The following is a 12,389-nucleotide window of genomic DNA, read 5'->3' as shown; positions in this document are numbered from 1 at the left end:
AGAGTACTTTTCATAAAGGTTGTTTGATAATCGAAAAAAAAGTAAAAATTTATAAAAAATTATTCTACACGCTTTCTCCAGTAAGTCCAAGCCCTTCTTTTTCTTAGATAATCCAATTGTTTTTCGTTCTGATAAGCTTCTTTTTCAAAAATTATGTTTCGGTAAGCTTGCTGATGGGCTTGTCCGCAGATTCTGTTGCTTAGGTAAGCCAACAAGTATAAAATATAAAAAGGGAGTATCAGTAATTCTATTTGTTGCCGCAAGTGAATACGCTCGTGATTGAGTAATACAGCCGATGGTTTTTCTTTTCTAAGCAGAATAAATGGAAAAATCGCCATTCCTTCTACGTGTAGAAATGGACAAATGATAATCCAGTCGTTTTTGGGCTGATACTTTTCCAATGAAAAACCTGTTTAAATATTTCTCTAAAAGCCTTCAAAAAAGAAAATTGTCTTGCTGAGGCTATGCTATTTTTTTCGTAATACCTAATTTCTGCATTTTTGAAATCAGCGTAGTTGGTGGCAATCCAAGCCTGATGGCTGCCCCATGTTGTCCGAAAATTTTGCCATTACAGATTTTCAATACTTTTAAAATATGTTCTCGCTCAATGTCTGCCAACGTTTGTAGGGCAAAGTCTTCATGGTCTTGTGTGTATAGAGTACTGATTTTTACTTCTTTTATTGTATCGCCTTTAGCCGTCAGTACGCTACGTTCAATCAAATGCTCAAGTTCACGGATATTTCCCGGCCAAGAATGAAGCATCAATTGTTCTAAGGCTTTGTTACTAATCGTTTTGATATTTTTTCCTTTAGCATATTTCTGAATAAAAAAATCGACCAATAAAGGAATGTCTTCTTTGCGTTCACGTAGTGCGGGTAGTTCAATCGGAAAAACGTTTAGGCGATAATACAAATCCAAACGAAAACGCCCTTCGTTTACTTCTTTAGCTAAATTTTTATTAGTTGCCGCAATGATTCGTACATTTACTTTGATGGTACTGTACCCGCCAATTCTTTCAAATTCTCTTTCTTGCAATACTCTCAGTAATTTCATTTGAAGCTCGATGGGTAATTCACCGATTTCATCCAAAAAAATAGTACTGCCATTTGCTTGTTCAAATTTCCCGATTCGCCTTTGGCTTGCTCCTGTAAAACTCCCCTTTTCATGTCCGAAAAATTCAGACTCAAGCAAATGTGTCGGAATTGTAGCACAATTTACTTTTATCATAGCCTTATTTTTTCGCTCTGACGACTCGTGAATAGTTTTAGCAATTACTTCTTTCCCTGTTCCCGATTCACCGAGCAAAAGTATCGTAGAATCTGTTTTAGCTACTTGATTAATCTGTTGATAAACTTCTTGTATCGCTGGCGAAGTACCAATCACATTTGGGGCAATTTGTGTAAAACCCTGCTCAGGCTCAGTACTTATCCACAATTTTTGTGGATAACTTTGAAGCTCTGTGCCTAATTGAGCTATTTTTTGTAAATAACAATGTTCATTGATACTTTTTACAAGCAAGTTTGTCGCAACTCTTAATACATTTAATTGTTGAATATCAAAAATTCTCAATTCAGTTGTATGTACCAACAAAACGGCTTTTACCTCCAATAATTTTAGTATCAAGGTTTCTGTTATTTCAAATTTTTGCCAAAGTTCAGCGTCTTTATAAAATACATTTTGTCGAAAATTATCTGTTTTAAGGTCTGCGACTAATCGTTGTTCAATATTTTTAAACATCTCCCAAGCATCATCTTCTTTCAATTGATACATTCGATCGGTATTGCTTAATACAAACTGATAGGCATTTTCCTCTGAAAAGTACAAGCTGAAAAATACGCCATGCCATAATTGATGAATACATTTTTCAAAAACATCGACCAATACTTCTACCCTTTCAGCCTTGGCAAGAGCTGTACACAAATCTGTTAATATCGACAAATCACTTGCTTGGTTTTTCATATTATTCATTGCTTAAAATAGAATTCCTCATTTCTATTTATGCTTACACTAACCTTTTCAGAAAGTTTTGAGTTCAGCGAATACTCGATTAGATACTTTGATGATAAATTTTACAGCTACTAAATAATTTTAAAGTACTAAGCTATGCAACTATGACGTTGTTTATCGCATCTAATAAGCAATGATTTAATAAACATTTAGCAAATACAAATATGAAAACAGTAAAAAGTGTATTCGTTTTAGCCCTCTTGACGGTATCCTCATTTATTTACGGACAACAAAATCAAGAAGTTACCTTGCAGTCGTTCAATAAAATTGATATTCAAGGCATCATGCAAGTAGAATTAGTAAAAGGAAAAAGTAACAAAATAAGTACAGAAGCCTTGAACGGAGCTAACCTTGAAGACCTTACAGTGGCGGTTTCTGGCGGTGAATTGGCGGTAAAGACAAAAATTTTCAAACAACTGACCGATACCAAAAACAACAAAAAGAAGTCTGATAATCAGAAATTATTCAAAGTAAGAATTGAATACGCCAGCGAATTGTCGGGTATCAATGTTGGTCGTGGAGCAGAACTAAGTGCAGAAGAAGCACTCACTGGCAACCGTTTGGCGATTGATGCTACTTCGGGAGCAATTGCTAAATTAAACTTGAATGTGAATAACTTAGAATTATCAAGCACACAAGGAGCAATTGTTACTTTAGAAGGAAAAGCCATTTTCCAACAAACAAAAGTAAACACAGGCGGCGAGCTTTTCGCCTATCAGTTAAAGAGCGATGAAGTAGAAATAAAAGCCAACACTGGCGGTGTGGCAGAAGTAAGTGCCAGTAAAAGTTTAGATGCTTTTGCAGGAACAGGCGGAACAATTACCTACAAAGGCAACCCAAGCCAAAGAAATGTAAAAGCAAATTTGGGTGGCGAGGTTCACTCTAACTAAACATACTTTCAATTTTTCATTAAAAAATGGTTGCCTTAAAACTGGGCAACCATTTTTATTTTAAAGCTTTTTAAACAAAATAGCCATTACTCTCCTATTTTTCCTGATAAAATCCTAAATTACAGATTCAACTAAAAATACAGTTGTTTCGAGCGATTTATGAAAAAGATTTTAGCAGGTTTACTTTTTGCTGCACTTTGGGGTTCGGGTTCGGTAGCTACCAAAATAGGAATAAAAGTGGCACAACCACTTTTACTAATAAGCACAAGATTTTTCTTGGCGGCACTCATCATGCTGTCTATTTCCTTATTGATTAATAAAGACAGAATCCCCAAACGCCAAGAATGGCTTCCTTTAATCATTTGTGGGGTTCTGAGTATGGCTATATATCCAAGTGCTTTCGTTTTTGCGATGAAACACGTTACAGCTGGCATTGGCACGCTTGGCAGTGCGGCTTGCCCGCTTATCATTAGCGTATTGAATGCCGTTTGGTTACGCCAAAAAATCACATGGAACATTTGGGCAGGACTTTTCATTGGACTTGCTGGCGTAGCCATTGCCATTTATCCGCTTTTACTCAAAGCTTACGCAACGCCTTTTGGGGTAATTTTACTGAGTTTTAGTATGCTTTGTTATTCAGTCGGAACTGTTTATTATCAGAGTATCAATTGGGCTTTACCTCGCCTTAGCATTAATGGCTGGCAAGTATTGTTTGGAGGTTTGGTACTCTTGCCTTTTACAGCATATTTTTATGATGAAAGCCTCAATCATTTTAATACAAAATTTTGGTTTTCGGCTCTTTGGTTGGTTATTCCTGTATCTATTTTAGCCATTCAAGTTTGGTTGTATCTGCTGAAAGCTGAACCGACGAAAGCATCTCTTTGGCTATTTTTATGCCCGATTTTTGGATTTTTGTATGCGTCAATTCTCACCGACGAACCCATTACTATTTATACCATAATCGGTACTTTACTCGTAATTGTAGGCTTGTATTTGGGTAAAAAAGAGAATATAAACAGTAAAACAAAAAACAGTTCTGAATAAACTCATTTACTCAGAACTGTTTGCGTAAGAAACAATTTTATGGATAATCACGTCTAATTCTTCGGTAGCTTCGTACAGTAATTTTAGTAGATTTTCTCTTTCTTCAAAAGTAATATCATCGTTTACTTTCAAAATATTATTTACACACATAATATTAGCTACTGGCTTGCGTACTTCATGCGACTGTTGCCAAGAAATAGCCTTTAGGCGTTCCAACTGATTGGCAATTTGCTTTTCAGATTTTACTCTTTGTGTAACATCTTGAATAATCGCCAAAATATACTGCTCATTATTAAGTTGGAAAGTATTCAAACTGGCTTCAATTATAATTTCTTTACCGTCTTTTTTCAAAGCAGAAGCTAATTTGTGCATTCCCATTCTACAAGCACCAGAATTTTTCATACAATCATTTTGATGCTCGATATGAGTAGAATTAAAACGCTCTGGAATCAAATCTTCTATATTTTTACGAGTCAATTCCGATGATTTATAGCCAAAAACTCTTTCCGTTTCTGTATTTGCCAACACAATTTGCATATCCTTATTAGCAATGATAATGGGAACGGGAGCAACATCTACAATTTTTCTGAATTTCTCCTCACTTTCCTGCAAAGCCAATTCTGCTTTTTTCCGTACATCAATACTGTGTGTATAAATCGCAACGCCAATCAACACGCCATTTCGATTGTATGAAGGAAACATATTTGCCTGAAACCAATACTCTTCGTCATGAATGTTTTTAGAAGGTACTTCAACTTCGGAACTTTTACCTGCCAAAGCATCCGCAAACATTTTGTAAAAAAGGTCTTTAGGTTTGGCATACAGAAAATCTCTAAAATCTGCCCCGACGAAAATTTCCTTTTGGATATTTTTCAGCAATCTGTTTTTGGCAATACTGTTAAATTCTAAAACCTTATAATCTTTATCTACCAGTACGATGGCTTCGCCAGTATTGTCAAAAATCGCTTCTAATACTTCTGTTCTATGTTGTAATTCAGAAAGTAAAGTACTTGGCTCACTTTCTGTATGATTAATCTTTAACAAAACCGCTTGTAAAACATTGTTGAATCCATAAACAGGACTCATTCTATACTCTAATTGTAAAGAAGTATTCTTCAATCCTTTTACATTTCTTTCAACACTGGTAGTTTCCCCTTCCAAAGTTCTCTGGAAAGCAGAAAGGAATATGTCACAATTACTTGAAGGCAAAAAATCAAGTATATTATCTCCTTCGATTATATCTACTCCAAAATTTGTTTTCACAAATCCATACATCGTTTTACTAAGTACTAAAACTTCATGTTTTGGAGAAAGTATCACCATATTTTCTGTCGAACTCTCCAAGAGTGCTCTCAAAATCACATGGCTATCTATTATCTGTTCACTTTTATCCATTCTCTTTATTTAGGTTTGAGTAATTTAGATACATGCGATTAAGCTCCATAACTGTTGAATATTTTATTCAATTACAATACAAATCAAAAGATTTTTTTTCAAAAAACTATCCGTGTTTAGATTATATTTCAGTGATTAATGCAGAAAAAGTATAAAAATCTTTTTTTTATTCAAAAAAAAACCTCTAAAAATACTTTCCTGTATCTCTACTGTGCTTCATTATCAGTCACTTGAGTAAAGCCTAATTCAATTTTTTAAAAGTAAATTCTTCAAAATTTCGCTTTCAGCTCTTCATTTTTTTAGCCTATTGTATGCTTATGAAGCTACAATATTTACGCTATTTCAAATCATTAAAATGAACTAAGATAATGACTGTCGCATTATGAATAAAAGAGTAAAGTACTAAGGTTTAGCAAAAAGTAACAATTTCATCAATATAAAATTTCTTCATTTACGATGTCACAATTATTTAGCTCCATAAAAATAAAAGATATAGTTCTCAAAAACCGTATCGTAGTTTCGCCGATGTGCCAATACTCATCAATTGATGGCTTTGCCAACGATTGGCATTTTGTACATTTGGGCAGTAGAGCCGTGGGCGGAGCTGGATTGGTAATTACTGAAGCCGCAGCCGTTTCACCAGAAGCCAGAATTTCACCAGATGATTTAGGAATTTGGAAAGATGAACACATCGAAGGTTTACAAAAAATCACCACTTTCATCAAAGCCAATGGAGCAGAAGCAGGTATTCAGTTGGCTCACGCAGGCAGGAAAGCAAGTGTTTCTTCGCAATGGAAAGGCGGACAATTAGTTAGCGAAGCCGAAGGTGGCTGGCAAGTGGTAGCACCCAGTACAATTCCTTTTAATGATACTTATGGCATTCCAGAAGCATTGACCAAAGCAGGTATCGAAAAAGTAGTGAATGATTTCAAAATGGCAGCAGCAAGAGCTTTGGAAGCAGGTTTTAGCGTCATAGAAATTCATGCGGCACATGGTTATTTGGTGCATCAGTTTTTATCGCCTCTCAGCAATCAACGTACAGACGAGTATGGCGGTAGTTTTGATAATAGAATTCGTTTATTACTTGAGATTATTGCAGGAATTAAAAGCGTTTGGCCAAAAAATCTCCCTTTATTTGTGCGAATTTCAGCCACAGAATGGGCAGAAGGCGGTTGGAACGAAGCAGATTCTATCAGATTAGTCCATATTTTAAAAAATGTAGGCATTGATTTAATTGATTCTTCAACTGGTGGAAATATTTACAATGCTAAAATACCAATTGGTCCATCTTATCAAGTTCCTTTTGCTCAGAATATCAAAAGAGAAACAGGTATTTTAACGGGTGCTGTTGGTTTAATCACAACGTCAACACAAATGGAGTCAATTCTGGTAACTGGACAAGCTGATTTAATCTTTTTAGCCCGTGAATTACTCCGTGACCCTTACTTTCCATTAAGAGCAGCCGCTGAATTGGGGCAAAAAGATGTACAATGGCCAGTACAATATGAAAGAGGAAAATTCAGATAAGTAGAACGAGTTTCCAACTCGTTTAAATAAACAAATAACGAGTTGGAAACTCGTTCTACTTACTTAAATCTTAAACTGCAAAGTAGCCACAATACTCCTTCCATCCGAACTCCACACACCAACTCCCGGATAACCCGTAGGGCGTTTAGTAAAATACTGTGTATTCGTGAAATTATTCACGCCCAATTTAAAAGTATAATTCTGTGCAATCTTCAAAGAAGCATTAAAATCAAAAAGACTATACGCTGGTACTAAACCTTTCGCTCCGTCCGCACTTGGCGTTTCTGTATTCAAGGCATCCGAATAACTATCCGCTACATAGCTATACTGTAAAGTGGCACTTAGGGTTTTATGCGAAAGTGTTATCCCATTTCTACTTATCCACCTCGGAACAGTTTCTAAACGATTGCCTACAATACTTTTATTTTCACCATTCAAGGTCACTGAGCCTTTTACATAACTGGCATCAAAATATGAAGTAGCCGTAAAAATAGACACGCTACTATTCTTAGTTTGAACCGCTTTTGTTTCAACAAATACTTCTAAACCTTTTGTTAAACTACTTCCTACATTGGTTTTATACACATAGTTACTTCCATTGGCATTGGGCAAAATCAAACTTCCGATTCTATTATGATAGCCAATCTGAAAATAAGTAATATCAAAATAGATTTTTTGTTGATAATTTCCTCTAATGCCAATTTCAGCATTATATCCAGAAGCATCTTTAAGATTTTGGTCAGTGACATCCAAAGCCGTAGCCGGAATAATATCTGAGAAAATCACTGGTCGATACGCCTGCGACCAACCTCCATAAATTTTAAGATGATTACTGAATTTATACTGAGTATTCACCCCAAAAAGCGGAAAAGCGTGTTTGATTTCATTAGGTACTTTCTCTGGCACTAAGTACTTGATATAACCCGACATTTTGGTAACGCCATTTTCTATACGCAATGCTGGCGAAATATTAAATTGGGGGGTTACATAAAAAATGTTCTCCACAAAAAACGCCACATTTTGTGTTTTATAGTGTAAATCTCTTCCCCAAGCTGGGTCAACTAAAGTTAAATCAAAGTCAGAACCTGTTGTTCCTTTGCCTAATTGCTGGCGATGCAAATCATTATTAATGTAGCGAAGTCCGCTAACCAAAGTATTTTTAAAGTTTCCGATAGCATAATACTTCGTCAAACGCAATTCCGAAGCGTAGCTATTAAAATTATCAATGTCCACCTGACGGTTTTTATACTGATTGGTAGCTGGGTCAATCACATCTGGGACATTTGCCAAAGCTACAATTTGTACGCTACTTCTTGTACCCAAAACCGCCGAAGTTGTCCAATTCAACTGTGTTGATTCATTAATTTTCCAATCAAAAGAAAGTGAAGGCACAGTAATATCAGGACTAAAGTAATTTCTGCTTCTGGTCGATTGACGTGGGTCTTGATAAAACATAGCGTCTGTTAAAGGCCCTGGCATTTGATACACATAAGTACTCCGACCGATTTCGGCTTTAACACGTAACTTGGGCGAAAAATCATATTCCAAAGTTAAAAACTGAGCTTCAGCATCTGAATTGGCATTTTTTCGATAGCCGTCAGAAACTCTTTTTTGAATATAACCATAGTACTTGAGCTTCCCAATTTTTCCACCAATTGCATTATAAGTACTAAAAAGCCCATAAGAACCCATCGAACTAATACTTTCAAAAGACACCTTTTTGGTAGAATCAGCCTTTTTGGTGATATAATTTATCATTCCGCCAAACTGAGCTCCGTATTGTAATGAAGCCGTACCACGCACTAATTCAATTTTTTGGATAGATTCCATCGGTGGGCTATAATGACTGGCTGGGTAGCCATAAATATCACTGTTGGTCATTATTCCATTCTGTCGAACATTGTATTCCCAACTGCGGTGTGGGTCGAGTCCACGAGTAGAAATATTCATTTGATTTCCAGAACCGTCCATATCATACACAAATGCTCCTGCTACTTTGGCAAAAATTTGTCTCCCTGTTTTTTCAGAAATATTCGCATTCAGATTCTGTACATCAATTACTTCATGTTTTTTTCCAGAAAAAATAAAATTATTATGAACATCGTTTAAAGGTTGTAGTGTTTCATTTTGCTTTTTAAAAGCTTTTACTTCTACTTCCTCCAATTGTTTTGAACTTGTAGTATCAGCTTCATTTTTTTGTCCTGAAGCCACAAAAGAGATAAAAAATAAAATTAAGGATAAGTATTTCATTCGATTGAAGTGGTTTTTTCTACTATAATTATTAATTATTCCAAATTTACGGAATTATTAACAATATCTCCAATTAATCGAACAAAAGCAAGCTATTTTTTCTGTGAAAGCCACTTTAATACCGTAGCTTCTATGGTTGCTTTTACCACTGGTTTGGTAATATAATCGTCCATTCCAGCTTCCAGACATCTTTCTCTTTCCCCTTTGATAGTCTCGGCAGTCAAGGCAATAATTGGTACATTATGCCCTTGTTCTAAAGCTCTAATAATCTTCGAGGCTTCGTATCCACCAATTTCAGGCATTTGCACATCCATAAAGATAATATCTGGCTGATTACTTTTAAATAAATCAATGGCAATTCTACCATTTTCAGCCTCAAAAATCTGTACTTGAGGAAAAAGTTTTTTCAAAATAGTACGTGCCAACAACATATTAATTGGGTTGTCTTCGGCAATCAGTACTTTAAATTCTTCAATTGCTGGTTCTATTTTTTGTTCTATTACTACATTTTCAGTCGCTTTTACTGAACCCGAAATTTCGAGATTACGCTGATTCAATAAAGCTTCAAGGGCATGATACAATTGCTGAATCTTGATTGGTTTTACCAATCTTTGTTTAACGCCCAACTCCTCGCAAGCCTTGCTGATTGTAAAATCATCTGGCGAACTATACAACAACATAATTGGCTGCTCTTCGGGCGATAGTTGAAGCTTTTCTCTGATATTTCGTATCATCGTGATGCCGTCCATTTCTGGCATTTTGTAATCTACCAAAATGACATCATATCTATTCCCCAAATTCATTTTTTCCAATGCCTCTAACCCATTCGTTACTTGTTCTGAAACAACCCCTTCCAAGGCTAACATATCTTTCAAAATCAATCTATTATTGGCATTATCATCTACAATAAGTATTTTCTTTAGCTTTTGCATCGACTCCTCCCATACTATGGCTTCGCCTTCGACAGCTTTCAAAATTACATCAAAGTAAAAAGTACTTCCCGTTCCTAATTCGCTTTCTACTTTCAATTCACTTCCCATCAAGCCTAAAAGTCGGTTTGAAATCGTCAAACCCAAACCTGTACCTCCAAATTTTCGTGAAATAGAAGCATCTTCCTGCGAGAAAGCATGAAATATTTTTTCTTGATTTTTCGTATCAATCCCCACACCAGTATCTCTGACAGAAAATCTCATTCTTTTCTTTTCGTCTGAAATATGTTCTAATACTGAAATTCTTAATTCAATTTCGCCTTTTTGGGTGAATTTCACAGCATTTCCTAAAAGATTGACCAATACTTGTCTTAATCGCACTGAATCAGTCCAAATAAATCGAGGAGTATTCGGTTGAATATTAAGTAAAATTTCAAGCCCTTTTTCGTTTGCCTGATAAGTAATTATATCAATTCCTTGTTCAGCGAGTTGATACAAATCATATTTTTCAATCGACAATTCTAATTTTCCAGCCTCAATTTTAGAAAAATCAAGAATATCGTTAATAATGTCTAACAAAGAATTTGCAGATTGAAGCACAGTGGACATATACTGCTTTTGAGTATCATCAAGTTTTGTTTTCATCAACAAATCCACAAAACCAATCACTCCATTCAAAGGAGTACGAATTTCGTGACTCATATTTGCCAAAAATTCAGATTTTGCTTGTCCACTTTGCTCCGCTTGTACTTTAGCTTTCCGTAAAGAATGTGCGAAACGATAAGATAGGATTAGATTTTGAAAGAAAATAAAGCCAAAAAAGCCAAAAATAAAGTAAAAAGGCGAAGCATCTAATATCTTCATATAGCTAAGGATAGTCAGAGACAATGCCACCCCAAGCGACAAAATACTCATAAGTGCATATCCAGAACCAATACGCTTATTCATATACGCTTTTATCCCTACATAAATATTGTAGATGATGAAAAGCAAGACAACATATAAAAAGAAAGAAGAAGCAAGGGTAAAAAATGAGATAGGCGTAAGAATCAAAATACCGATATAAAACAAACTGACAATTCTAACGCCTTTTATCATCCAGTCACGAGTTTCGTCTGGATATAAATCCCTGAGAAAAAGCGTGAAAATGAAGATGCAAAAAAAGATGGCAAAGTATTCTAAATAAATTGTTAAGTACCAATTCAAATTCGGGAAAATATGATGCAAATAATATAATTTATCCACACCAATAATACGATAAATAAAGAACAAACAAAAAAGAGAAAAATAAAGAATCTCTTTGTCTCTTTCTCCCATGAAGTAAAGCCCCAAGAAAAACAGAGAACCCATCAATAACACACCTGTCAACAGCATATCCGAAGCTACTTCTCTTTCTCTTTGCTCTTTCATCAAAGCCGAATCGCCCAAAACAATTGGGTATGCAATACCACCTTTATAATGTTCATAATTTGAAATTTGAAGAACAAGATTTAAGGTATCAGAAGTAGCGTAATAATCCCTTAGAATTGGCAACCATTGAGGTTTATTGGCTTCAATTTCCTTAGCAACAACACCATTTTTTGAGAATAATTTTCCATTAATCCAGAAGTAATAACTACAATAAGTAGCAGGAATAAAAAAGGTGAGCGTAGGGTCTTTTTTTGAATTAATAAGAACTTTCAATTGGTAAGTAGCACATCCAAAAGCCTTATATGGAATATTTAACTGCTCGTGATTGTTCCATACTTTTGTCAACTCAGTGTAATAATTGGGTTTTAGAGTCTCCGAAAACTCATTTGGTTGAATCAACTGATTCCAATAAAAAGCCCAATTTTCCTTTAAATCAACACTTCCAGCATTTACAAAATCGTGATTTCTTAAATCTAATATTTTTTCATTGCGAGGAATCTTATTAGCAAATAGTGAATTAAACGAACATAAAAAAGTAATTGTAAAAAGAGAAGTCTTTAAATAACCCCAGAAATTACTTTTTATACAGCCGTAAACATTATGAATAATATGTTTACCTCTACCATGTAAATTTTCTGTATATAAAAAAGATTCGTTCATCAGGTCTTCAGTCAAACTCCATTGTATCCATTGCAACCAGCCATTATGCAGCACCAAGTAACACAAAGTTTTCTTGATAATCAACAAAAGCCAACAGTTTTCTTAACAGATTAAATTAAAAAGCCCTCGAATTACTATTGTTAGTAATCCGAGGGCTAAAATATTTTTGGGGTTTATCTACTTTCCCGCATGTGATTGCAGTATCATCAACGGCACTGGGCTTAACTTCTCTGTTCGAGATGGGAAGAGGTGAACACCAGTCCTATCAACCCCATAA

At 35.2% G+C, this 12,389-nt stretch carries 8 protein-coding genes and 1 rRNA gene; 3 read left to right on the top strand and 6 right to left on the bottom strand.

Going from position 1 to position 12,389, the window contains the following annotated elements; translation table 11 throughout:
- Positions 1–59: 59 nt before the first annotated feature.
- Both VB248_RS13740 and VB248_RS13735 read right to left on the bottom strand, forming a co-directional pair.
- Complete coding sequence (locus VB248_RS13740) at positions 60–401, bottom strand: hypothetical protein (protein ID WP_323297362.1); 342 nt, start codon at positions 399–401, stop codon at positions 60–62.
- 61 nt (positions 402–462) lie between these two features.
- Positions 463–1,959, bottom strand: coding sequence for a sigma-54 interaction domain-containing protein (locus VB248_RS13735; protein ID WP_323297361.1), 1,497 nt, complete (start codon positions 1,957–1,959; stop codon positions 463–465).
- A gap of 212 nt (positions 1,960–2,171) precedes the next feature.
- Here VB248_RS13735 and VB248_RS13730 point away from each other — a divergent pair, with 212 nt between their 5' ends.
- Positions 2,172–2,897, top strand: a complete 726-nt coding sequence (locus VB248_RS13730; RefSeq protein ID WP_323297360.1) for a GIN domain-containing protein — start codon at positions 2,172–2,174, stop codon at positions 2,895–2,897.
- A gap of 159 nt (positions 2,898–3,056) precedes the next feature.
- Entirely contained in the window at positions 3,057–3,941 is an 885-nt protein-coding gene (locus tag VB248_RS13725) for a DMT family transporter (RefSeq protein ID WP_323297359.1), read from the top strand.
- A 6-nt stretch (positions 3,942–3,947) separates the two neighbouring features.
- Here the strand turns inward: VB248_RS13725 and VB248_RS13720 are convergent, their stop codons facing one another.
- The gene (locus VB248_RS13720; protein ID WP_323297358.1) at positions 3,948–5,336 is read right to left on the bottom strand and encodes a PAS domain-containing protein; all 1,389 of its coding nucleotides are present in this window, start codon (positions 5,334–5,336) and stop codon (positions 3,948–3,950) included.
- Between the two features lie 456 nt (positions 5,337–5,792).
- Between VB248_RS13720 and namA the strand changes: the two genes are divergently transcribed.
- Complete coding sequence (gene namA, locus VB248_RS13715; RefSeq protein WP_323297357.1) at positions 5,793–6,863, top strand: NADPH dehydrogenase NamA; 1,071 nt, start codon at positions 5,793–5,795, stop codon at positions 6,861–6,863.
- A gap of 63 nt (positions 6,864–6,926) precedes the next feature.
- Here namA and VB248_RS13710 read toward each other — a convergent pair whose 3' ends face one another.
- The 3 genes from VB248_RS13710 to rrf all read right to left on the bottom strand — a co-directional run bounded on the left by VB248_RS13710 (position 6,927) and on the right by rrf (position 12,388).
- Positions 6,927–9,113, bottom strand: coding sequence for a TonB-dependent receptor family protein (locus tag VB248_RS13710; protein ID WP_323297356.1), 2,187 nt, complete (start codon positions 9,111–9,113; stop codon positions 6,927–6,929).
- A gap of 92 nt (positions 9,114–9,205) precedes the next feature.
- Positions 9,206–12,112, bottom strand: a complete 2,907-nt coding sequence (locus tag VB248_RS13705) for a response regulator (protein WP_323297355.1) — start codon at positions 12,110–12,112, stop codon at positions 9,206–9,208.
- 164 nt (positions 12,113–12,276) lie between these two features.
- Positions 12,277–12,388 (bottom strand): 5S ribosomal RNA (rrf, locus tag VB248_RS13700).
- Position 12,389: the final 1 nt, after the last annotated feature.

Source organism: Arcicella rigui (assembly GCF_034929435.1).
Classification (GTDB): Bacteria; Bacteroidota; Bacteroidia; order Cytophagales; family Spirosomataceae; genus Arcicella; species Arcicella rigui.
The sequence above is the reverse complement of the archived record's forward strand: the minus strand, read 5'-3'. Positions and strand labels throughout refer to the sequence as shown.

Excerpts from the sequence above, each read along its gene's own strand:
- VB248_RS13735 (WP_323297361.1), bottom strand. The coding sequence starts at position 1,959 with ATGAAAAACCAAGCAAGTGATTTGTCGATATTAACAGATTTGTGTACA.
- VB248_RS13730 (WP_323297360.1), top strand. The coding sequence starts at position 2,172 with ATGAAAACAGTAAAAAGTGTATTCGTTTTAGCCCTCTTGACGGTATCC.
- VB248_RS13725 (WP_323297359.1), top strand. The coding sequence starts at position 3,057 with ATGAAAAAGATTTTAGCAGGTTTACTTTTTGCTGCACTTTGGGGTTCG.
- VB248_RS13720 (WP_323297358.1), bottom strand. The coding sequence starts at position 5,336 with ATGGATAAAAGTGAACAGATAATAGATAGCCATGTGATTTTGAGAGCA.
- namA (WP_323297357.1), top strand. The coding sequence starts at position 5,793 with ATGTCACAATTATTTAGCTCCATAAAAATAAAAGATATAGTTCTCAAA.
- VB248_RS13710 (WP_323297356.1), bottom strand. The coding sequence starts at position 9,113 with ATGAAATACTTATCCTTAATTTTATTTTTTATCTCTTTTGTGGCTTCA.
- VB248_RS13705 (WP_323297355.1), bottom strand. The coding sequence starts at position 12,112 with ATGAACGAATCTTTTTTATATACAGAAAATTTACATGGTAGAGGTAAA.